This is a genomic window from Ensifer sp. VA4, from assembly GCF_055710065.1.
Genome location: NZ_JBVQPO010000005.1, coordinates 61051 through 83279, shown reverse-complemented (window position 1 = coordinate 83279; position 22229 = coordinate 61051). Strand labels below are relative to the sequence as shown.

The 22229-nt window shown below is 60.8% G+C and carries 28 protein-coding genes; 27 read left to right on the top strand and 1 reads right to left on the bottom strand.

Translation table 11 applies throughout. From position 1 onward, the window contains the following. Window positions 1-30: 30 nt before the first annotated feature. The 24 genes from AC0C6X_RS09715 to AC0C6X_RS09600 all read left to right on the top strand — a co-directional run bounded on the left by AC0C6X_RS09715 (window position 31) and on the right by AC0C6X_RS09600 (window position 18854). The gene (locus AC0C6X_RS09715; protein ID WP_472952831.1) at window positions 31-339 is read left to right on the top strand and encodes a hypothetical protein; all 309 of its coding nucleotides are present in this window, start codon (window positions 31-33) and stop codon (window positions 337-339) included. Beyond that, window positions 336-959: a hypothetical protein gene (locus AC0C6X_RS09710; RefSeq protein WP_472952830.1), complete on the top strand. Its 624-nt coding sequence runs from the start codon at window positions 336-338 to the stop codon at window positions 957-959. The genes AC0C6X_RS09715 and AC0C6X_RS09710 overlap by 4 nt, the downstream gene beginning before the upstream one ends. Further along, window positions 956-2401: a DnaB-like helicase C-terminal domain-containing protein gene (locus AC0C6X_RS09705; protein ID WP_472952828.1), complete on the top strand. Its 1446-nt coding sequence runs from the start codon at window positions 956-958 to the stop codon at window positions 2399-2401. The genes AC0C6X_RS09710 and AC0C6X_RS09705 overlap by 4 nt, the downstream gene beginning before the upstream one ends. After that, complete coding sequence (locus AC0C6X_RS09700) at window positions 2401-2661, top strand: hypothetical protein (RefSeq protein ID WP_472952827.1); 261 nt, start codon at window positions 2401-2403, stop codon at window positions 2659-2661. Before AC0C6X_RS09705 ends, AC0C6X_RS09700 begins: the two co-directional genes overlap by 1 nt. Beyond that, entirely contained in the window at window positions 2658-3188 is a 531-nt protein-coding gene (locus tag AC0C6X_RS09695) for a helix-turn-helix domain-containing protein (protein WP_472952825.1), read from the top strand. The genes AC0C6X_RS09700 and AC0C6X_RS09695 overlap by 4 nt, the downstream gene beginning before the upstream one ends. Beyond that, window positions 3185-3604, top strand: coding sequence for a hypothetical protein (locus tag AC0C6X_RS09690; protein WP_472952823.1), 420 nt, complete (start codon window positions 3185-3187; stop codon window positions 3602-3604). Before AC0C6X_RS09695 ends, AC0C6X_RS09690 begins: the two co-directional genes overlap by 4 nt. Then, window positions 3576-4214 carry a DUF6362 family protein gene (locus AC0C6X_RS09685; protein WP_472952821.1) on the top strand — a complete coding sequence of 213 codons (639 nt, stop codon included), beginning with the start codon at window positions 3576-3578 and terminating at the stop codon, window positions 4212-4214. Before AC0C6X_RS09690 ends, AC0C6X_RS09685 begins: the two co-directional genes overlap by 29 nt. A 349-nt stretch (window positions 4215-4563) precedes the next feature. Further along, window positions 4564-4803: a hypothetical protein gene (locus AC0C6X_RS09680; RefSeq protein ID WP_472952820.1), complete on the top strand. Its 240-nt coding sequence runs from the start codon at window positions 4564-4566 to the stop codon at window positions 4801-4803. After that, the gene (locus tag AC0C6X_RS09675; protein WP_472952818.1) at window positions 4804-5211 is read left to right on the top strand and encodes a hypothetical protein; all 408 of its coding nucleotides are present in this window, start codon (window positions 4804-4806) and stop codon (window positions 5209-5211) included. It abuts the gene before it with no gap. Then, the gene (locus AC0C6X_RS09670) at window positions 5183-6487 is read left to right on the top strand and encodes a phage terminase large subunit (protein WP_472952815.1); all 1305 of its coding nucleotides are present in this window, start codon (window positions 5183-5185) and stop codon (window positions 6485-6487) included. The genes AC0C6X_RS09675 and AC0C6X_RS09670 overlap by 29 nt, the downstream gene beginning before the upstream one ends. After that, window positions 6487-8637 (top strand): portal protein, encoded by a 2151-nt coding sequence (locus AC0C6X_RS09665; protein WP_472952813.1) that lies wholly within the window; start codon window positions 6487-6489, stop codon window positions 8635-8637. Before AC0C6X_RS09670 ends, AC0C6X_RS09665 begins: the two co-directional genes overlap by 1 nt. Window positions 8638-8641: 4 nt before the next feature. Continuing rightward, on the top strand, window positions 8642-8878 hold the full coding sequence (locus AC0C6X_RS09660) for a hypothetical protein (RefSeq protein WP_472952811.1): 237 nt from the start codon (window positions 8642-8644) through the stop codon (window positions 8876-8878). Window positions 8879-8892: 14 nt separating this feature from the next. Further along, window positions 8893-9912: a hypothetical protein gene (locus tag AC0C6X_RS09655; protein WP_472952810.1), complete on the top strand. Its 1020-nt coding sequence runs from the start codon at window positions 8893-8895 to the stop codon at window positions 9910-9912. Window positions 9913-9931: 19 nt separating this feature from the next. Then, entirely contained in the window at window positions 9932-10942 is a 1011-nt protein-coding gene (locus tag AC0C6X_RS09650; RefSeq protein ID WP_472952808.1) for a DUF5309 domain-containing protein, read from the top strand. A gap of 12 nt (window positions 10943-10954) precedes the next feature. After that, complete coding sequence (locus AC0C6X_RS09645) at window positions 10955-11383, top strand: hypothetical protein (protein WP_472952806.1); 429 nt, start codon at window positions 10955-10957, stop codon at window positions 11381-11383. Between the two features lie 66 nt (window positions 11384-11449). Further along, entirely contained in the window at window positions 11450-11677 is a 228-nt protein-coding gene (locus AC0C6X_RS09640; RefSeq protein ID WP_472952803.1) for a hypothetical protein, read from the top strand. Beyond that, a complete protein-coding gene (locus AC0C6X_RS09635) occupies window positions 11661-12011 on the top strand; it encodes a hypothetical protein (RefSeq protein WP_472952801.1) in 351 nt (116 codons plus the stop codon). The genes AC0C6X_RS09640 and AC0C6X_RS09635 overlap by 17 nt, the downstream gene beginning before the upstream one ends. After that, on the top strand, window positions 12011-12634 hold the full coding sequence (locus tag AC0C6X_RS09630) for a phage adaptor protein (RefSeq protein ID WP_472952800.1): 624 nt from the start codon (window positions 12011-12013) through the stop codon (window positions 12632-12634). The genes AC0C6X_RS09635 and AC0C6X_RS09630 overlap by 1 nt, the downstream gene beginning before the upstream one ends. Beyond that, on the top strand, window positions 12631-14085 hold the full coding sequence (locus AC0C6X_RS09625) for a hypothetical protein (protein WP_472952797.1): 1455 nt from the start codon (window positions 12631-12633) through the stop codon (window positions 14083-14085). The genes AC0C6X_RS09630 and AC0C6X_RS09625 overlap by 4 nt, the downstream gene beginning before the upstream one ends. Further along, window positions 14086-14445: a hypothetical protein gene (locus tag AC0C6X_RS09620; RefSeq protein WP_472952795.1), complete on the top strand. Its 360-nt coding sequence runs from the start codon at window positions 14086-14088 to the stop codon at window positions 14443-14445. It begins immediately after the preceding gene. Window positions 14446-14618: 173 nt separating this feature from the next. Next, window positions 14619-14858 carry a hypothetical protein gene (locus AC0C6X_RS09615; RefSeq protein WP_472952792.1) on the top strand — a complete coding sequence of 80 codons (240 nt, stop codon included), beginning with the start codon at window positions 14619-14621 and terminating at the stop codon, window positions 14856-14858. Further along, window positions 14859-15719, top strand: coding sequence for a hypothetical protein (locus AC0C6X_RS09610; protein WP_472952790.1), 861 nt, complete (start codon window positions 14859-14861; stop codon window positions 15717-15719). It abuts the gene before it with no gap. 10 nt (window positions 15720-15729) lie between these two features. Further along, window positions 15730-16782, top strand: coding sequence for a hypothetical protein (locus AC0C6X_RS09605; protein ID WP_472952788.1), 1053 nt, complete (start codon window positions 15730-15732; stop codon window positions 16780-16782). Then, the gene (locus AC0C6X_RS09600) at window positions 16782-18854 is read left to right on the top strand and encodes a hypothetical protein (protein ID WP_472952787.1); all 2073 of its coding nucleotides are present in this window, start codon (window positions 16782-16784) and stop codon (window positions 18852-18854) included. Before AC0C6X_RS09605 ends, AC0C6X_RS09600 begins: the two co-directional genes overlap by 1 nt. On the opposite strand, the gene AC0C6X_RS09595 is transcribed toward AC0C6X_RS09600, so the two are convergent. Then, window positions 18848-18982, bottom strand: coding sequence for a hypothetical protein (locus AC0C6X_RS09595; protein WP_472952785.1), 135 nt, complete (start codon window positions 18980-18982; stop codon window positions 18848-18850). The genes AC0C6X_RS09600 and AC0C6X_RS09595 overlap by 7 nt on opposite strands. Window positions 18983-19057: 75 nt before the next feature. Between AC0C6X_RS09595 and AC0C6X_RS09590 the strand changes: the two genes are divergently transcribed. From AC0C6X_RS09590 to AC0C6X_RS09580, 3 genes are read left to right on the top strand one after another with little or no spacing between them, the layout of a single operon-like run. Then, window positions 19058-20218, top strand: coding sequence for a glucosaminidase domain-containing protein (locus AC0C6X_RS09590; RefSeq protein WP_472952782.1), 1161 nt, complete (start codon window positions 19058-19060; stop codon window positions 20216-20218). A gap of 11 nt (window positions 20219-20229) precedes the next feature. After that, entirely contained in the window at window positions 20230-21990 is a 1761-nt protein-coding gene (locus AC0C6X_RS09585) for a hypothetical protein (RefSeq protein ID WP_472952780.1), read from the top strand. Window positions 21991-21994: 4 nt separating this feature from the next. Beyond that, window positions 21995-22222: a hypothetical protein gene (locus AC0C6X_RS09580; protein WP_472952777.1), complete on the top strand. Its 228-nt coding sequence runs from the start codon at window positions 21995-21997 to the stop codon at window positions 22220-22222. Window positions 22223-22229: the final 7 nt, after the last annotated feature.

Below are 22229 nucleotides of genomic sequence, written 5' to 3'. Positions count from 1 at the left end.
GGCCGGGAGCTTTTTCGCAAGAGGTTCCCCGTGAGCGTGAAACTGGCAGTTCAAGGCAAGACATTGGCGATCCTCGAAAGGGAAGCCGCCACCCTCAAGGCGCCGCCGACCGTCGTGGCCCGCGCAATCATCGACACAGTCATTAGAGAAGGCATCACGCAAGAGGTTTTGGCCGGCGTGGAGCTCGAATCCTACCTGAACCGGAAGCGCGGTCAGCGGCAGGGCAAGCACCTGTTTCAGGGAAAGCTGCGCACCATGACGTGGGGCTGGACGCTGGAGAAGGCCGCGACCGTACCGAAAATGTCCAAGGGCTTTCCGAAGCGGGAGGTGGTGCAATGAAGGTCATTGCTTTCGACCCTTCGAAGACGACCGGCTGGGCATGGCGCGATTGCGACCGTGATCATTCCGCCATCCGCTGCGGCGTCTTCCAGATGCCCGATAAGGCCGACCACTATTACACCGCCGACCAGATCGGCCAGAAGGTGAAGAACTTCATCCGGGATCTGATGGCCGACAAGGACGCCGGCAAGCCCGATTTCGCTGTTCTAGAGGAGCAGAGCCTTGCCAAGATCGGCAACACCTCAGCCGACGCCATGATCTATCCTTGGCTTGCTACCTCGGCGATCGTCGCCACTCTCGCCAATTTCGGCATCCCCTACGGCACTCTTCCGGCCAGCACATGGCGCGTTGCCTTCTACGGCAAGGGATACAAGCCTCCGGTGGACAGCAAGGGCAAGAAGGACTGGAAGTCGGCGGCGATCACCGCTTGCGAACAGATGAACATCACCCTCCCGCCACAGAAGACACTCGCCCACAACGCGGCTGAAGCCTGCGCGCTGGCTATCTGCTGCCAGGTCAAGGCCATGAAGGTTCACGCCGGCCGGTATCAGCCCGCATGGATGGCGTTGCAGATGGCGCGCAATGTCCGCAGCGGCGATTTGTTCGGGAGCGCGGCATGAACATGCACCCGTCATTCCACGCCAACGACCGGATCACCGAAGACGACGCGTTTACCGCGGCCGAGAAGTTCTTCGCCTGCGTTCTGGCTGACAACAACATCATGGCCGATTGCGGCCTCGATGCCGAAGACTTCGCCGAGGAGCTTCATCAGCGGATCTTCCGCGAGGCGTACCGGCTGTTCCAGTCTCAGCAGCACATCAATGCCGTGTCGCTCAAGCCGGGGGTGCCGAAGGATTTGCCCGGTCTACCGTGCTCGCCGGCCGAGTATCTGACGAACCTGCAAAAGCTCGGTCTCAATCCGGCGATCAAATACGAGCTCGACCCGGTTCTGCAGATCATCAAGGGCGTTGCTCTCGCCCGCGGTCTGGCCGAAGACGCCAAGACGGCGACGGACCTTGCCTCTGAAGGCCATTCGCTGCTCACGCTGGACGAGGAGATCGAAGCCCTTGAACAGCGCCTCAGAGAGAGACGTACGCGCCTGTCAGCGCTCAAGGCCGGGGTGAGTGCCGCCGACGCCTACCTCGCGTCCTTCAACGCCTCAGCGCGTCATGACGGGGTGATCGGTGTCCCGATCGCCATGCCTGAGATTGCCAAGGTTCTTTCCGAGCCGGTGTTCGAAGCCGGGAACCTATACGGGCTGCTTTCGTCATCAGGCGAGGGCAAAACCAGCCTCACCATGCAAATTATCCTGCATGCAGTGAAGAACGGCCATCCGGTTCTCTTCCTCTCCTATGACCAGTCGGCCGCGCAGTGCGTGCGTCAGATGATCGCCCAGGAAAGGGGCATCGACCTCAAGCAGCAGCGCGAGCCGAACGAGCGGATGAGCCAGAGCGAGCGCGATGCATGCGTCAACTTTGCTCTCTGGCTGAAGAAGCAACCGCTCGAGATCGTCCGATGCCAGCGGGAAGGGGTGTCGCAACTGGTCGCCTACGCCCGCCGGTTCATCAAGAAGAGCGCCAACGGCAAGACGCCGCTCGTCGTCGTCGATCACATCGGGAAGGTTAAGCCTCGCGACCCGAAGCTGTCACCTGACAGGATATCAGGCGAGGTCACCGTCGAGTTGAAGGCAGTGGCCGACGAACTCGGCGCCTCTGTTCTGATCCTCAATCAGAGGAACGGGGAAGGCAGCCGGCGCCAGAACCCTCGCCCGATCGCCAAGGACTTGTATGGGGGCGAGGGTGCGCGCGCCGACTATGACGCGATCATGACCCTCTATCGCCCGGAGAAATACAAGAAGGAGATGGAAAAGATCGCCGCCACGCCAGGGGACTGGGCCATTATCAATCGGGTCTTCGGGTCGGAAGTCGAGGGGGTGGCTGAAATCGCCTCGATCAAGGTCAGATTCGGAGACCCCTCCATCGTCGAGAGACTGAAATTCGAGGCCCGATACACCCGGTACGTGTCGGACAAGCCCGTCGTTGCGCAGGAAAGGATGCTTTGATGAACCGGTCTGGAGCAAAAGCAATTGGCACCATCAACGGCTGGGAGGCGCAGTATCGCCCCGTTTGGGCGGCCAGTTACCGCACGGTCAAGGAGAAGGGGCGCACGGTCTATTTCAAGTCGGCCTTGGCCGCAGAGGTCGCGGCTTGGCGGTTCCTCTATGCGTTGGAGCAGCGGGTGATGAAGCGCGACGGTGAGACCGTCATGGCTGCGAAGTCGGCCGCACATGCCTTGTTCGCGAAGCAGGAGGCGCTGGCATGATGTGGGTCCAGGCAGAACGCTATTCATCCGCCGCCGACATGAAACGGCAGTATGCAGCAGGGCGCGCGAGGCTGATGGGGAAGCCGCCAAGGCCAGAGCCTAAGTCTGAGCCAGAAGAGGCGCCGCCAGCGCGCGTCATCGTCTTCCGAGACCAAAGCCCCAAGGATGCGCATGTCCGCGCCTGGGAATACTGGAAGGCCGAGGCGGGCAGCCCATGCAAGGCCTATATCAAGCGCCGTTGCGAAGAGATGGGTCTGGCCTATGTCGCCGTGATCGGCCCGAGCCGCATTCAGAAGTTCGTCGATGCCAGGCAGCTTCTAATGTGGGAGGTCAAGACCATCATCAAGCCGGAGATATCGTATCCTGAGCTTGGGCGCCTGTTCGGTGGTCGTGATCACACTTCAGCGCTGTACTCCGTCCGCAAGGTCGAAGCCATGAACGGCGAGGATCGGGGAGCGGCCTGGCTGGAGCGCAAGGAACGGTGCGCGAAGGAAACCCACGCGCGGAAGAAGGCAGCAAGCCAATGAGCAAGGGCCGGCTCGACGCACTGCTTGACGGTCTCGGCATTAAGTTGGTGCCGGTCTATCGCCGTCGTCTGGCAGCGCAGAGCCACGCCCGCGGAACCATGCACGAGATCCGCAACCAGTACGGCGACGGTCATCTCGTCATGACCCTGCGCTGTATCCGCCAGACCAAGAACAACAGAGACGAGTTGTGGAGCGAAACCATCGGCGCCGTCTCTGATATCCTCATCCAACGCCCTGATTGGGCCATAGAGCGCGCTGGAGAGGTTCTAGACGCCTTCGACAGCGTTCCACTCGGTATTCTTCGCGGCAAGGCTGTAGCCCGTCGCCCTTGGCCCGTTCGGGCAACCCTTCGCACCCTGATCTACGAACAACTGGAGACGATCCTTGATGAGCCAGAGCAACGCCTTGCGGTTTGACGTGACGATCAGCACAGAAGCGGCCGAGGTTGCCGACGCCATCATTATCGTGAGAGCCAGGTTCATCGAGGCGGCCGACACCATGGCCCACCTCGACGTGCGTAACCTGCGGCCGGCGGCGGTGCGCTCCTTCTGGCCCACCACCCAAGACGAGACAGTCGGCGGTCACTCGGTCGGCTATGGCATCAACGGCACCCGCGTTCGATACACGCCGTCATCAGCCGCCATATCCAGGGCAGAGGAAGTCATGTACGGTTGGCTCCTCGACCATGTGCGCGACGATGAGCGCCGCATTCTCCTCGGCAAGTGGTCAATGTGCCTGGCAGCCCCCAAACAGGCCGGATCATTTCGCGCTTTCTGCCAGAAAACAGGCCGCTCGCGTAGTACAGCAGAACGCCGCTTGAATAATGAATTTCAAAACGTTTCCAGCGCGTTGATCAAAAACGCTAAATCGTTACATGAGCCAAACTGGTCGAGAGTGGTGCCAATGGTCCCGAACTGGGCTATTGATCCGAATACGGTCGCGAGACGTCCACCCAAGAACGAAACACACTGGATCGCCGAGGACGGCAGAACCGGACGGGCCGATTGGGCGAGCAGCGCGACATAGATAACAAGACCGGCCACGCTTCGGCGCACCAAGGCCGGTTACTAATCGGGACACGGTCAACCGAAACAGACCTACCCACCGCAGACCGGTTAATGCGGGTGTCCTGACAGTCGGTTAAGCGTGGCGAAAAGTCCTTGTGAGCGCCTGGCCTTCGGGTCCGACTAGGGCAAATATCAAAGTTAGCGCCAGAGAGCCCCGCGCCGGTTTGTCACCCGGTCAGCGGGGTTTTCGCTTATCGAACTCGTGCAACATGACATTCGTCGGCGCCGTCTAATGAGCAAGCCCAAGCCCATCCATAGGTCCGGCTGGATAGGTCCATGGTTCGGCAACCCGAAGACAGGGGAGTGGGATGGCCAAGGTAGTGTTCACGACCGGCGAAGAGGTCATCAGCGATCGAGGGCAGAACGACGATTGCGTTTCGTGCCTCGAAAACCTCCTCCAGAAGGCCAAGGACGGCGAAGTGACCGGCGTGTGTGTTGCCATCCAATATGCCGATAGATCGACGGGCAACGCGACGGGCGGCTTCGTCTGGAATAGCGCGCTGATCGGCTGCCTGATGCGCATGGTCAACAAGCTTGCGAGTGAGTGAATGCCAGTCCTTCAGAATGCACGCCATGAGAGGTTCGCCCAGGCGCGCGCGACAGGCAAAACAATCGACGAGGCATATGCAGATGCAGGGTTCAAAGCCAACCGCGGCAATGCTGCTCGCCTGAATGCAAATGAAAGCGTGCGCAAGCGCGTCGAGGAGATCACGTCTCGGGTAGCTGAGAAGGCCGAGTGGAGTTCAGCTGCACGCCTCCGCATGCTCGGCATCATCGCCAAGCGGAACCTGCTGAAGGACCCGCGGTCGTCGATCGCAGCCATTGCCGAAGCAAACAAGATGCAGGGTTCTCATGCGGTCGTGCGCCATCAGATCGGCGGCATCACCGACAACCCGATTGAAGTGGTTCACACGATAGAGCGCCGCATTGTCCGTCCTACAGATACCAACGGCTGAGGTCTTCGCGCCTCTCCTTGAGCCTGCTCGTGACAAAGGGGCATGGGGCGGCCGAGGGTCGGGCAAGTCTCACTTCTTCGCGGGCTTGCTCATCGAGGACAGCCTGGCAGAGCCGGGGCTTACTGGTGAGGGGCTTCGATCCATCTGCATTCGTGAAGTGCAGAAGGACTTGCAGCAGTCATCCAAGGCGCTGATCGAGCGCAAGCTGGCTGAATACCGATTGGGAGAAGCTGCAGGCTTCCGCATCTTCAAGGATGTGATCGAGACGCCCGGCGATGGTCTCATGCTCTTCAAGGGCATGCAGGACTATACGGCCGAGAGCATCAAGTCGCTCGAAGGCTTCAAGCGGGCATGGTGGGAAGAGGCGCAGACGGCCACGGCCAATTCGATCAAGCTGCTTCGCCCGACGATGCGAACGGCCGGCGCTCAGATGTGGTGGAGCTGGAACGCTCGACGGAAGACTGATCCGGTCGATGTCATGCTCCGCGGTCCTGAGAAGCCGACAGGCGCCATCGTCGTCAATGCCAACTGGAAAGACAATCCGTGGTTCGGCGCAGAGCTTGAGCAAGAGCGAGCCGACTGCCTTCGCATGTCGCCCGATGATTATGACCATGTGTGGGAAGGCGGATACGTGACGGTTGTTGCAGGCGCCTACTTCGCAAAGTGCCTCAGCGCTGCAAAGACAGAGGGGCGCATAGGTCGCGTTGCTGCTGACCCGCTGATGACGCTGCGCCTCTTCTGGGACTTGGGTGGCCGAGGCGCAAAGTCGGATGCAACGGCTATCTGGGTCGCTCAATTCATCGGCAAGGAGATCCGCGTTCTTGATTACTACGAGGCGCAGGGACAGCCGCTGGCTACGCATCTCAATTGGTGCCGGTCCAAGGGCTACACGCCCGACAGGGCCAGCATGTGGTTGCCGCACGACGGCGCGCCTATCAATCCGGTGGCTGACGCCTCTTGGGAAACGGCGCTGAGGTCTGCGGGCTACGGTGTGACTGTGATCCCCAACCAGGGGCCCGGAGCTGCCAGCATGCGCATTGAAGCTGCCCGCCGGCTATTCCCGGCCATGTGGTTCAACGAAGAGCCAACGCAGGGCGGCCGAGAAGCGCTCGGCTGGTACCATGAAAAGAGAGACGAGGAGCGGGGCCTTGGCCTTGGTCCCAATCACGACTGGTCATCGCACGGCGCCGACGCCTTCGGGCTGATGTGCGTGGCTTATGAAGAACCACGGAAATTGCAGGCCCCCGCGCCCGCTAAACGGAACTGGGTTGTTTGATGGCATCACGCGACAAAGCTATGGACGAGGACGAGATCAAGGCTCTCGTCACGGCAGAGATTCGCGACGCCGAACTCTATTTCCGTGATGACGTGGTGCAGAACCGTGAGCGCGCCATCAATTATTACAATGGCGAGATGCCCGACACGCCGGCCGCGCCGGGTTGGTCGTCGTTCAAGAGCCGCGATGTCTCCGACGTGATGGGCTGGGTGCTGCCTGGCATCATCCGAGTGTTCTCAGCATCCGATCGCATGGTCAACTACGAGCCGCGGCGCCCTGGTGATGAGCAGTTTACGGATCAGGCATCCGACTACGCGAATTACATCTTCTGGGTAGACAATAACGGCTATCGCATCCTCTGGGATGCCACACACGACAGCCTGTTGCTCGCCGATGGCATCGTCAAGACCTATTGGGATGACAGCGAGGAGTGTGAATACTCGGTGCATTCTGGCCTCACGGCAGAGCAGGTCATGCTGCTGACCGAAGAGGAAGGCGTCGAGATCACAGCGCAGAAGGAAGGCGAACCCTTCGTTGATGTGGACCCGCAGACGGGCGAGCCGATCGAAATCCCAACCTACGATGTGAAGATCAAGCGGGTAACGTCGCATGGACGCACTCGCATCGAAACGGTAGAGCCTGAGAACTTCCTGATCGATCGGAATTCGATCTCCATCGCCGATGCTCGGTTTGTCTGCCACCGCGATCCGCATGTGACCCGCTCGAAGCTTATCGAGATGGGTTTTGACAAGGACATCGTCGAGAGCATCCCGCGCTACACCTTCGGTTATTCCCAGCTTTCGGAAGAGGCGACCGCACGCGATCCGAACGTGGTCACCGACAACATCGGCGACAAGTCGATGGATCGCGTGGAACTGTACGAGTGCTATGTGAAGGCCGACGTGAACGGCGACGGAATCGCCGAGACGGTTCTTGTCTACTATGCCGGCGGCAACGGTGCGGGCACGCTGCTCGATTGGGAAATCTGGGACGACGACCTGCCCTTCTCGCAGATACCCTGCGAACCGGTACCGCATCGCTTTTCCTCGCGGTCACTGGCCGGCGAGGTCATGGACGTCCAGCAGATCAAGACAGTTCTGTTCCGTCAGATGCTGAACAACCTGTATCAGGTCAACAACCCGCAGAAGGACGTTGAAGCTGAATCGGTCATCAATATGGATGAGCTGATCAACCCGACGATCGGCGGCGTTATCCTGCGCAAGCGCGGGGCTGCCCCGATCAACTACAACGTCGTTCCGTCCATCTTCGACAGCGCTCTTGCCGGCATTCAGGCCATGGACAACGTGACCGAGATGCGCACAGGCGTTTCCCGCGCCACGATGGCTCTCGACCCGATGACGCTGCAGAACCAGACGGCGACGGCCAGCCAGAACCAGCGGGACAGCGCCTATTCGCAGATCGAGCTTATCGCCCGAAACCAGGCCGAACTGGGCTGGAAAGACGTCTTCGGCAAGATCCTTCGCCTGATCGTCAAACATCAGGACCGGCCGCGCACCATCCGCCTTCGCGATCAGTGGGTGGATATGGACCCGCGCCAGTGGAATGCAGGCATGGATGCGGTGATCAACGTAGGCCTTGGTACCGGCTCGCGTGACCGTGACATGGCGATGCTCAACACCATTCTGCAAAGCCAAATGGGCATCACCGATCGCTTCCAGACCTCAGGCATGACCCAAGAGGCCTTGGACATGGTGCCACGCATCAAGAAGACTCTCGTCAAGCAGGCCGAGGCCGCGGGCATCCGCAATGCAGACGACTTCTATCCCGAGATCACGCCGGAACGGCTCCAGCAGATAGCACAGCAGCAGGCCGCAGCCGCCCAGCAGCCCGACCCGAAGGTTGCCGCCGATATGGCGAAGTCCCAGGCTGAAATGGGAATGAAGCAGCAGCAGATGCAGCAAGACGCCGCACTGCAGCAGGAGAAGATCCAGACCGATGCAGCCTTGAAGCGCGAGCAGATGGCTATCGACGCGCAGTTGAAGCAAGAGCAGATGCAGCAGGAAATCGCCTTGAAGGAGCGCCAGCTTGCGGCAGAGATCGAGTTGAAGCGCGAGACCGCCTATCTCGGCGCCGCGGTCAAGGGAGCCTCTGCCTCGTCAGAGGTCCACGTAGGCGGGGAGCCTGGCTAAACACATGGACAAAGAATTCTTGGCACGTGAGGCTGCAAGGCTTCGCGACGATCCCGTATTCCGTGAAGCCCTGTCAAAGATCCGCGCCGACGCTGTTGAGCGCATCATCGCAGCGCCGGCCGCCGATACGGACAAGATCACCGAATTGCAGGCGCTAGCGCGAGCCTGTGACCGTCTCCCGAGCGAGCTTGAGGCCATGATCCAGAGCGCCCAGCCGCGACAAATTCCCCGCGCTGTATAGCAAAGGAAAGTCTTATGACTGACACAGCTACGACCTCCCCGAGCGGGACCGTAGAACAAGCCCCCATGTCTTTTGATGCGGGGGTCAATGCCATTGAAAATCTGTTGTCCGACGACCCTGAAATGGATCTCGAAGGCGCAGGTGAGGCAGCCGCCAGCCAAGGCAATGCCGTCGAAGCTCAGGCCGAAGACGACGAGCCGGATCTGGTTCTTGATGACGAGGACACAGGCGAAGTAGCAGACGGCGCGGCCAATGCCTCTTCCGAGCCCGAGGACAGCGTGATGATCACGCTTCAGGGCGGCGAGAAGATCAGCTTAGGCGACCTGAAGCGCAACAACCTGTTTCAGCGTGATTACACCCAAAAGACGACGGCCCTGAAAGAGCAGGAAAAAGCTCTCGAAGACGCCTTCAACAAGCGGGTGAGCGACGCGGAAAGCGATATCCGCCAGCGACGCGATTTCATTCTGGACAACTGGCAGAGGTTCATTCCTCAAGAGCCCGATCTGTCGATGATGGACGAGAAGTCCGAGAACTTCGACCCGATCGGCTACCTCCAGGCAAAGCAGCGCTATGATGCCGACATCAACCGGCTGAATGCCATGCATGCCGACCGCGTGAACGAGGCCAACGCTTCCTCCGAAAAGGAGAAGGCTGATGCTGAAGCGTTCGCCCGGGAGGAGTGGAGCAAGTTCCTCGGTAGCAACAAGCGTCTGCAAGACGAGACGAAGCTGAAGGCTTTCCGGGACGACGTGAAATCCATTGGTGTCGGCCACTACAAGCTGTCACCGGAGGAAGTTCAGGGCGTTACCGATCATCGCTATATGCAGGTTCTTCATGACGCGATTGCCTATCGCAAGCTCGTCGCCAAATCCCAGGCGGCGAAGCAGGAAATCACTGCCAAGCCCAGGCTGCGCCAGCAGCAGCGGATGTCTCCGCAAACCGTCCAGTCCCGAGACCGTCAGGGCCGATTCGAAAACGCGCGCCAGAGCGGCAGCCTCGATGCTGTCGCGCGATCCATCGAAGACCTCATCTAACGTCTGAAGGACAAACACCATGCCTCAGGTATCCAATACCTTTGAGACCTACGACGCCGTAGGCAACCGCGAAACCCTCGCGGATCGCATCTACATGATCACGCCGGAGGAAACCCCGTTCCTCTCCATGATCGGCAAGACCGATTTGGAAGGCGTGCACCCGGAATGGCAGACGGATTCGCTTGCCACCCCGGACACCAGCAACAACCAGCCGGAAGGCAATGACTGGTCGTTCCAGACCGTCAGCCCGACGACCCGCGTGGGCAACTACTGCCAAATCTCCGACAAGCGTATCGTCATCTCGAACACGCAGGAAGTCGTGTCGAAGGCCGGTCGCAAGTCGGAAATGGCGCGCGAGATCGCCAAGAAGGGCCAGGAACTCAAGACCGACATGGAGGTCATTCTCCTGTCGAACCAGGCTTCCTCGGCTGGCTCCGGCGATGCAGCAAGCAACCGCACGCTCGGCGGCTTCCGTGCCTGGCTGGCATCGAACGACAGCCTCGGCGCTGGCGGTGCTTCCGGCGGTTTCAACTCGTCCACCGGTCTTGTCGACGCAGCCACCAACGGCACCCAGCGTGCCCTGACGAAGGCTCTTCTGGATACCACCATCCAGGCGACCTACATCTCCGGCGGCAATCCGACGACCCTTCTGCTTTCGCCCTACGCAAAGACGGTCTTCTCGACCTTCATGAGCGACGCCAACGTTGCGCAACAGCGCTTCGCGGCCAAGGGCTCGGGCCAGACGACCATCGTCGCCGCCGCTGACATGTATCTCTCGGACTTCGGCACCCTGACCGTCGTCCCGGATCGTCAGATGGCTCGTGCCGGCGCCACCATCGCCCGCAACGCCTTCCTCGTCGACCCGTCCATGGTCCAGCTCGGCACGCTGCGCGATATCGCAAAGCGCGACCCGGCGGAAACCGGCGACGCGAAGAAGAAGGTTCTGAACGTCGAGTACTCGCTCGTCGTGAAGAACGAGGCCGCCCACGGTGTCGTTGCCGACATCTTCGGCATGACCGCATCGAGCTAAGGAGACACGGACATGCCTTATCAGCCCATCAATATCACCGCGGCGACGCTCACGCTCAACGCGAACGCACATGGTGATGCGACTATTACCGCCAACCGTGCCGCCGGCACCACCTTCACCCTCCCGGCTTCGGTCGGCAAGGGCGCGAAGTTCAAGATCGTCGTCGGCACCACGATCACAAGCAACAGCCTGATCGTGAAGGTTGCCAACTCGACCGACGTCATGACCGGCGTCGCTGTCGTCGCCAACGACACGGACGCGTCCATGTCTGGTTGGGAGACCGCAGCATCGTCGGACACGATCACGCTGAACGGCACCACGACCGGCGGCATCAAGGGCGACATCATCGAGTGCGAAGATATTTCCGCTGGCCTTTGGTCGGTCAAGGTCGTCGGTTCGGCGACCGGTACGGAAGCAACGCCGTTCTCGGCGACGGTCTAACCATCCTGAAACCTGGAAGGGCGCTCTACGGGGCGCCTTTCTGTTCCTGAAACAGAGGATTTTTCAATGGCACCCGAAGCAAAGAAGGCTGACAGCAAGACTTTCCCGGTCAAACTCCTCAAGAATTATCGCCCGGTTGGCGAATTCCTCATCGAGGACGCAGAAGAACTGCGTGAGCCCACAGGCGACGAACTCGCCAAGGTTCCGGCCGGCTCCGTCATTCATCTGCCGATCGACGAGGCCCGCGCCATCGTTGGCAAGAAGATCGCCGACCGCAATGACGCAATCGCTTGATCTCCGCAACATCGACGGTGCGGCGTGGGAACTCGAAGAGGTCACCCCGCACTATCGTCGCTGGCTGCTCCCCCTCGGCGAAGGTCGTTTCATCCGCAAGACCGAGTTCCTGGCGGATGACGAGTTGGTAGAAGCCAACCGGCAAGCCTTCAACGACAGTGATGGCAAGCGTTGGGGTGACGGCCAGATCGTGGCGCGCGTGCCGCTGAACAAGCTCTACGGCGCCCAAGACCAGATCATGGAGAAGTTGCGCGAAGGCGATCGGGATCACCTGAAATGGTGGCTCAACTCCGAAGCCGCGCGGCCGTATCGAACCTTTAAGGGGCGCATCTGATGGACTATGCAGGCCTTCAGGCCGCGCTGGCGGATTGGTCGGCGCGCAACGACGTTACCGCCGCCGTCCCGTCATTCATCGAGTTCGCAACCGCCATGTTCAATCATGGCATCCCCGACAGGGCCGTTGCGCCTCTCCGGGTGCGTGAGATGGAGACGATTGCCAGCCTGACACCTGCCTCGGGTGCCTGCACGCTTCCAGCCGACTACCTGCAATATCGCCGCGTCGTCGAGAAAGCCTCTATTCGCCGTGAGCTTCAGTATGTCGTGCCGAGCTACACGGATCAGCAGTATCCGGATCGCTCCGGCGGCCTGGCCTGCGACTTCACGATTATCGGCTCTTCGCTCTACATGTTCCCGGTCTCTGGAAACGACATCGAGCTGACCTACTACGCTGCTGTCCCGAACCTATCGGACAGTGCGACGACAAACTGGCTGCTGGCCAAGCAACCGAGCCTCTATCTGCACGCTGGCCTGATGCAGCTCGCCATGTACGTCAAGGATGATGAGTTGATGGCGCGGTCCTCGGCGCTGGTCACGATGTTGATCGACGGACTCAACAAGACGAATGAGCTTGCGAACTTCGCAAGGGCCGGAACCCGCATGAAGGGGCTGACGCCGTGATCGTTCCCTTCCCACCCTTCGAGCCCGATCGAAGCCAGTTCGCCGGCGCCAGCAGCAACAACGTCGTCAACGCATTGCCTGTGTCTGACGGCTGGGGGCCTATGCCAGGCCTCACCGAGATTTCGCAGGCGCTTGGGGCTGAGTGCCGCGGCGCTGTGTACGTTCGCACCTCTACCGGGACGTTCACGATCATCGCCGGCACGGCAACGACCCTCTACAAGCTGAACACGACGGATTACACGTGGACGGACATCAGCGGCCCGAGCGCGCCGTATTCTGTCCCGTTGCTGGATACGTGGACGTTTACGCGCTTCGGCAGCCAGCTTGTTGCGCATAATCTGTCAGATCCCATTCAGGTTTACGACATCGAGGCCGGCGGCAATTTCGCTGATCTCGCGGGCAGCCCTCCGAATGCTCGCTATTCCTGGGTGGCCGGTGACTTTCTCGTCCTCGCCTATCTCGAAGGCGTTGCAGGGCAGAAGACGGTCCGCTGGTGCGGCCAGAACAATATCGAACATTGGACGATCGGCAAGGAAGGCGCTGACTCCCAGGAGTTGCCGGAAGGCGACGAAATCATGGGCGGCTTTGCCGAGCAGGGCGGCTTTACCGTGATCCAGCGCGCCGGGATGCAGTATTTCCCGTTTGCGCCGTCGTCTGGCTTCACCTTCACGCGAACGGTCGTCAACCCGAAGCAGGGCACGCTTGCGCCTCGCTCGATTGTCTCGATCGGGCCGGGGGCATTCTTCTACCTGTCTGAGGATGGATTTTTCGGCGGCGTTGACCGCAAGCCGATCGGCGCTGAACGGGTGGATAGGTGGTTCCTCGATCAGGTTGACCAGAACTATCTGGCTGACGTTCAAGGCGCGGCAGACCCGTTCGAAAAGATCGTCTGGTGGCGCTATCGGGCATTGAACGGCAGCTATTACCGCTTGGGCTACGACTGGCAGCTTGACCGCTGGTGCACGACGGATCTGCAGGTTGGTGAAATGGTCGTTCTCGCCACTCCCGGCATTACCTGGGATGGCCTCGATCTTCTCTATCCGGATATCGAATCGGTAACGGAGCCCTTCGACAGCCGTCTCTTCTCTGGTGGTCGCCCCACGTTCGCGACCTTCACGACGGACAACAAGCTCGCCTATTTCACCGGGCCGAACCTTCAGGCGACCATCGACACGGCAGAGAACGAGGTCGATGGCCTGTCTCGGTCTTTCGTCAACGGCGCGCGCGTGATCACGGATGCGACGACCTTCACCCTTTCGGATGGGGTAGCAGCGTTCCACGGTGGTCCTATCACGTTCTCGACGGCGAACAGCCCGCATAGCCGAACGGGCCTTGTCCCCTTCCGGTCAGACGGCAGGCTACACAAGCAACGCCTGGTCATCCCGACCGGTGAGGCGTGGAGCATTGCGTCGGCCGTCAACGTCAACGCGCAACCGAGCGGACAGCAGTAAATGAGCGTACATGGCAACTATGCCGGCAACGTCGAACAGCCGGTAAACGTCAGCCTGGCCGGCACATCGTTGACGGATATCGGCGATGCGGCCGGCAAGATGGTGAAGGCGCTTGCGTCCTTCGCGTTTGCCAATCCGACCGGCGGCGCGGTCGACTGCTCGCTGTACTGGTATGAGGCAGCGACGGCGACCGATCGCCTCATCTGGTTCAAGACGGTAGCGACGAAGGACACGGCGATTGTGTCCGATCTGCCTATCCGCCTCAAGGAAGGCGACAAGATCAAGGCGATTGGGGCCAACACGGTCCGCGTGACCCTGTTCTATCTCGACCTCATCCCGTTGAACCGGCCGACGATATGAGGATCGGGATAGCGAATGCGGCCGAGGTTGATGCCCTGTGGCCCAAACTGGCTATTCGGTTTCAGGAGGCGATCGACGCTTGCGGGGATGATATCGCGCTCGGTGATCTTTGGCAGATGTGCCGGTCTGGAAACGCTTTTCTCGTCTGCGCAATAGCCGGTGATGAGCCGGTCATGGGAGCGGTTCTCCAGTTCCAGAAGTGGAGCAAGGGCCCGGTTCTCCGGTGCCTGATCATCGGCGGCGACCAGATGGCCGCATGGCTTCCTGATTGGATTGCCGCGGTGCGCAACATGATGCGCGAAGGCGGCGCAACAAGGTTTGTCTTCGACGGGCGGGACGGATGGAGCGAAGTGCTCCGTCGCTCGCTTGAGCACACCCGAAAACTCCGCACGACCTACGAAGTGGAAATCTAGATGTCCGGTGGAAGCAAGAACACCACGACCACGACGAACAACGCGCCATGGTCGGCGGCGCAGCCTGCGCTCCAGACTGGCCTGAACCAGGCGACGAAGCTCTTCAACGCTGATCCAACCGGACAGAACAGCGTCTATAAGGGCTCAACAGTCATTCCGTGGTCGTCTCAGACCCAGCAGGGCATGGGGCATATCCAGAACATTGCCAACGCCAACACGCAGCCCAACAGCGGCACGTCGAGGCAGTATCAGGATATCATCGATCGCGGCGGCTTTACCGATGCCCAGGCGGCGGCGCTCGGCAACACGCGCGCCACTGCCAATTCCACCTTCGATCTCAATGCAAACCCGGCGTTTCAGGACGTTCTGAGGCAGGCGCAGGATTCGGCATCGAACGCGGTCAATCTGAGCGCTGGCGCGGCTGGCCGGTATGGTTCCGGCGTCCACCAGGGCAATCTGGCGCGCGAGGTTGGTGACCTGACGAGCCGCATGGTCGGGCAGGAATACAACAATTGGCAGAACCGCCGCGATGCCGCGAATTCGAACCTGTTCAACATGGGTCAGCAGGGCCTTGGCAACCTCGGGACGGCCTATCAGGGGCTACGGCAGCCGGCGCAGGACTTTATGCAGATCGGCGCCATGAACGAGGACCTCGCGACCCGTCAGAAGAACGATGAGTTGCGGATCTTCAACGATCAGGCCAACGCGCCTTGGAACCAGCTTGGACGCCTCAATGCCATCGCCTCGGGTGCCGGCACGATGGGCGGGACGCAGACGCAATCACAGCCGGGACAGAACCCCTTCCTCACGGCGCTGGGCTACGGCACCACAGGCCTCGGCCTGCTTGGCGGTCTTTTCTAAGGAGCGATAGATGGCCGGTCCCTTGGACTTCCTGCGCACGAACAACATGGCGCTCACTCAGCTTGGGCTCGGGCTGCTCTCGGGGCAGAACGCACAGCAGCAGGCCGCTCTCGGCGCACAAGGGCTGGCGCAGGGCATCAACACCAACAAGACGATGCAGTTCCTTGCAAAGTCGTACCCGGAACTAGCTCAGGCCGTTCAGTCGGGCGCTATGTCGCCGGGGGATGCCTGGAAAATGGCCTATACCCAGAAGCTCGAAGCCGCCAAGCCGAAGAACAATTTCATCACTGCCGGCAAGAACCTCTACAACGTCGAAACTGGGCAGTGGGTCGCGCCACCGGCTGGCATTGGCGGCGAGGACATCGAGGCGGGCCTGAACCTCGTCTACGGACGGGACGCGCAGGGCAACACGGTCGGCTTCCAGCCACTCAAGAGCGGTGGTCTCAAGCGCGTTGACGTTCCCGAGGGCGTCAGGCTCACCCCCGGCACGTCGTCGGTTGATCTCGGGACCTCGATAGGCATTCGCGACAACAAGAGCGGCGCCATCATCCAGCAAGTTCCGAAGGATCTCGCCGGAGCCGAGCGGCAGAAGGAAATCGGCACGGCCGAAGGCAAGTCCATTGCCGCGGCCCCTGGCGACCTGCAGGCGGGGATGAACGCGAAGGACATCATCACGCAACTCAAGACTGACCCCAATCGAGAGATGGGTACCGGCTGGAGTGGGTGGGCGCTGAACAGCGTGCCGGCAACGCCCGGTTACGACTACCAGAACAAGGTCAATCAGGCGAAGTCAGGGGCGTTCCTCACGGCTATCCAGCAAATGCGCGGACTTGGCGCCCTGTCGAATGCTGAAGGCGATGCCGCGACAAAGGCGGTAACCCGAATGGATACGGCAACCTCCGAAGAGGCATTCATGGAAGCCCTGAACGCTTACGAGAAGATCATCGACCAAGGTATTGCCAAGGCCCAGTCGCGCATTCAGGGCGGCGGCGCACCGGCGGCAGCCACTCAGGGCCGGCCAACCGGCACCACTGGCAGCGGTGTGAAGTGGAGCGTTGAATAATGGCGACACTCAACATCAACGGGCGGCGCGTTACCGTCGATGACGGATTTCTGCAGCTTTCCCCGGAAGAGCAGAACGCGACGGTCGAGGAGATTGCAGCATCGCTACCGGCATCATCTTCTGCGCCGCAAGAGAAGGCACCGGCAGGCCGCCACCTCTCCTATGAGGAAGGCCTGAAGGAACTTGAGAAGGAAGACCTTGGCGCGACCAGCGGCCGCGTAGGGGCTGGTCTGACCGGTATACTTGAAGGCGTTCCCGTCCTTGGCCCGATGTTGCTCGGCGGCACGCAGCGCGGTGCGGCCGCACTCACGTCGGCGATCGAGGGCAGCGACTACGGCGAGAACGTCAAGGAAGCGCAGCGGATCTCGCAGGCGGCAAAGGAAAAGCACCCCCGTATCAATTTCGCGGGCCAGCTTGCCGGGAACGTCGGTTCTATGGCCGCAGGTGGCTCTACGGCTCTCGGCGCCAAGGCGCTAGGCATCACCGGGCGTAACCTGGCAACGCGCGTCGGCGCTTCCGGTTTGTCGTCTGCGGCCATCTCTGGGGCCGATGCTGCGGCCCGGGGCGGCGATGCGGCCGACGTAATCAACAGCACGGCCATCGGTGGCGGTATTGGCGCGGGTATCCCTGTTGTCGGTGCAGCCCTCAGCGCTGGGGCTCGCGCCCTCGGCGACAAGCTCTATCCGGTCGTCAATGCCATGCGGAATCCGGCCCAGGAGGCACAGCGCCGCGTTGGGATGGCGGTCACACGCGACATCGAGGCCAACCCGAACATGATCATGACGGCGGCCGACCAGCAGGTTGCCCGCCAGAACGCTATCCCGCTCATCAATGCCGATCGGGGCGGCGAGACCACTCGGGCGCTGGCACGCTCTGTCGCCAATCAGTCGCCCGAGGCGCGCGCCGTCATCGAAAACACCGCGAGCGACCGTTTCGGAGCGCAGAGCCAGCGGGCGGCCCAGTTCATCCGGCGCATGACCGGCGGCGCTGTCGATGATCTTGGATATCAGGCCAACCTGACGAAGCAGGCGCGGGCGATCAACGCGCCTGCTTACAAGGCGGCTTTCGACGATCAGAAGGCGCAGACGATGTTTTCGCCCCGCCTGCAGGAGCTTATGCAGTCGCCGACGTTCCGCAGTGCGATTGATGACGTTCCGACCCGTAGCGCAGACCGTGGCGCGGTGCAGGGGTTCAAGGAGATCGGCAATCCGTTCTCGAAGAACAGCCAGGGCGCCTACGTCCTGCGGCGCAATGCCGATGGCACGATGGTTTCCCCAAATCTCCGCTTCTGGGATCAGGTGAAGCAGAACCTTGATTCCGAGATCGGAAAGGCTACACGCGCAGGCGACAAACAGACGGCCTCCGATATCCTCGGGCTGAAAAAGGCTCTGGTCGATGAGCTGGATTTCACCGTTCCCGCTTATAAGGCGGCACGGCAGGGTGCGGCGGGGTTCTTCGATGCAGAGGATGCGCTGGAAGCGGGCCGGAAGTTCGCCAACACGCCGCGCCTTGTTCCTGAGGCAAAGCAGGCCTTCTCCAAGTTCTCCAAGCCGGAGAAGGAAGCTTTCGCCACCGGCTACGCCTCGGAACTGATCGACAAGATCAAGGCCAGCGGCGATCGAACGAACGTCATCAACTCCGTCTTCAAAAACCAGTCGGCGCGGGAGTCGATGGATCTCGTCTTCGGGCCTAAACGGCTGAAGGAGATCGAGGCCTATGTGCGCATCGAGGACATCGTTGATCGTCTTCGCGGCTCCATGGGGAACTCGACGACTGCTCGCCAACTGATGGAGATGGGGATCGGCGCCGGCGGCGGTGGCTATCTCACCGGAGATTGGACCGGGGCTCTTGCTGGCGCTGCTGCAGCGCGAGGCGCTCGCTATGTCGGCCAGCGCGTCGACAACAGGGTCATGCAGCAGGTGGCGAAACTGCTCACCAGCGACAACCCCGGCGCTTTGAAGCTGGCTGTTCAGCAGGCAGCGGCGCAGCCCTCATACATGAAGGCTCTCGATAATCTTGGGGCTGCTCTCGCGATCCCGGCACGAACCGGCGCGATGGTTGGCGCTCAGTGAAACAGGCTTACGACCCAATCGCCGAAGCCGAAAAGGCGTTCTGACTTCAGCCACCAGCCAAGCGGGATAAGCAGCGCGGCAGCCACAAGGTAGCTGATGATGGAAATAGCGTCGGGGGTGTCGTTCATCCCCGCAACATACACGAGTGCAGATTGACTGGATAGGCGGTTCTTCGGGGCCGCCTTTTTCTATGAGGGCAAGCCATGGCTTCACCGCGAGAGCGCTTTTACAACGAGGCCTACCAGCAGGCCAGAGAGGCCGGCCTCAATGACCCACAAGCTCGCTTGGCGGCGTCACAGGCGGCTCTGGAAACCGGTTATGGCCAGAGCGTTGTAGGCAACAACTATTTTGGCATCAAGGCCGGCTCGGCGTGGAACGGGCCGACAGTCACCGCGAATACGTGGGAAGACACCGCCAATGGCCCGGTTCGGGAGTCGGCACGGTTCCGGTCATACGAGAACCCTGTTGGGGCCTTCGGAGATTGGGCGCGCACAGTCAGCCGGAAATGGAGCGATGCGTTCACCGCTCCGACCTTCAACGATGCAGTCGAGGGCCTGAACTACGGCCGGCAGGGCGGTTACGCGACCGATCGCAAGTATGGCGCCAAGCTGCGCGCGATCGACGCCAAGTATGGCCCCCAGGCTTCCGCCACCACCGGCATCATGTCGGCCATCAACCCCGCGAAGAGTGCAACTCCCATGGCAAGACCTATGTCGCTGGCCGAGCAATACGGCCTTCTCGATCAAGCACGCGGCATGCAGCGCGATATTGGCCTGTTGCGGCAGGACGTGGCAGCACAAGACCCTATGGGCCAGTTGAAGCGCGATCTGATCGCCCGAAACAAGGCCTACGAGATGGCTACAGCGCCGCCGGCGGGTGGCTTGCTGGAGAGCCTTCCAGAGGCTCCTGTCGCCACCGTCGAAGGCCCTGCCGGCGCCTCCGTGGTTTCGGCCTACGACCAGCCAGCGCCGGCTGGAGCATCCCCGTTCAATTCGGTTATGGGCGGCGGTGCCCCCGGCCTTCTGTCCGCTCAGGAGCAGGACATGGTCAACGCGCAGCAAGCGCGCCTGGCCGACATGGGCCTCAACCGCCGTGTTCAGTTCGCCAACGCCGCAAAGAAGGGCCTGAGCGCCTTCGGCGGCGGCGTCCTGGGCGGAATGCTTCTCGGGCCGCTCGGGGCCGTCGCTGGCGGCCTGCTTGGTCCGACCATCGTCAACGGGATGACGAGCGCCGGCAACTTCCCGGCAGCACCGAAAAACACGCCTCGCGGCGACGGCAAGGTGACCGAGTACGGCGAGAGAGTTCAGCGAGATTCGAAGCAGTTTGACCGAGCCGTCAAGAGCGGTCGCGGCGGCCTCTGGTAAGGGATTGAGATATGGCCTTTCTTGATTGGAGCACGACTGCTTCCAGCAATACCTCTGTCGGTGGTATTGGCATCCAGGGCACGAACGCCGTCAGCAACTTCGACGATGCCATCCGAACCATCATGGCGGAGGCGCGCGCTGGCGTAGATGGCAAGGTGGCATATGTCACCAAGAGCGCCAACTATACGGCGGTCGCGAACGACAACAACGCCTTCATTCGTTGCTCGGCGGCCATGACGCTCTCCCTGACGGCTGCCGCTACTCTTGCTGCCAACTGGCATCTGTTCGTCTATGCTGACGGCGCAGATGTCATCATTGACCCGAATGGCGCCGAAACCATCAACGGCTTGAGCACGATCACGCTCAAGAACGGCGAGTCTGCGGACATCATCTGCACCGGAACGGCCTTCTTTGCCAAGGTCGGAAGCTCGATCCAGCAGGACGACGTTGCCTTCTCCGTGCTGAACTTCCCCGGCGCCGACGATAACGCCAGGTTTACCGCGGCCATTGCCGCAGCAGCAGCTTTGGGGAACGGGGCAACGGTCTTCGTTCCTCGCGGAACCTATTCCATCACCCAGAAGACCGTGCCAGCGAACGTCAAGCTTGTGCTCGACAAGGGGGCGGTTATTCAGCCTTCGTCCGCGACTGCGAGCCTGTTCAATTTCACTGGGGGTCTTTCTGGTATCTCCGGGGGCCTTCTCATCAACACCGGTTCTCTCGCGACAGATGGCATCGTCATCGCTAAGCCAGCGAATGATCTGAGTTTTGAGGTAAACGATGTCTATATGTCGTCGTTCACTCGCGCAGTTCGTCTCACAAGCGGTGACTGCCTGAAGGTGACGGGCTGCATCGGGGTATCAAACAGTACCTTCGTTCGCATCGACGACGACGGGCGGAACTCGAAGATATCGGAAAACTACGCCATCGGCGGTAACGGCGTCAGCATTCAGAAGGCTACCCAAGGGGCGGAAGGCGTCTTTATCGAGGGCAATAGCTTCCTGCCGGCGAGCGGGACCTTCTGTGTCCAACTGCTGTGTGGCCTCGAAATCTCGATCATCGGCAACATCTTCGATCAGGTCACCACCGGACCCGCCGTAATCATCGATGGTCAGACCAATGCAATCAACAGCGTAAAGGTGGAGAGCAACTGGCTTGGTCGACAGGCAGCCGCCGCAGCCGCCGATTACGGCCTCTACGTCGTTGGTAACGTCCGCGACGTGAAGTCGTTCAACAATACCTACGTTGGCTGGCGACAGGCTGGCATCTATTTCAACGGCTTGACACCGGGAACCCTTCTGCACTGCAAGAGCCTTGATGACACCTTCTATTATGTGGATCCCTGTGTCCGCGATATCCAACTCACCTATGCCGAAAACACGACGGTACGAGGCGCTACGTTCTCAGGGACGGCCTCTATCGTCGAAGGAACCGGCGTCACTGGGCGGGTGGATTTCTGCGATTATTCCGCCTCTACTATCCCTGTGGGCATTTCGAGCGGACTTCGCTACGGCCGGCAGACGGCAGGGATGACTTTGCGGGCGAAGGGCACGGCAACGCTCGCGCAGACGACAAAGGTCGCCACTATCACGCATACGCTTAGCTACACGCCCGCCGCGCAGGATATCAAGATCGAGGCAAACGGCTTCGCGAACAACGCCCCGGGGGAATACGTTGCCGACACGATCGGCGCGACGACGTTCCGCGGCGTCTGCCGAAACGATCCGGGCGCCTCGGGGGCACCGGTGAAGTGGGAAGCGAATATCGAGAGGTGAGAAAATGAAGTTTGTTATATCGCGTTCAAGCCATGAAAATCGTCGGCTCACGCATCTACAGCCCATCGATGGGGCCGTCTATGCTGGTAAAGACGAAGATGATGAAGAAGAGACAGTCTGGGAAATCGAGATCAATACTCTTGAAGAGCTAATGGACCTTCGGAAGAGGGCCAAGGAAAATCTGATCGTAAGGGCGTTGTCGATAGAAATCTATGATGACCGGATCGAGTAACTCCGCC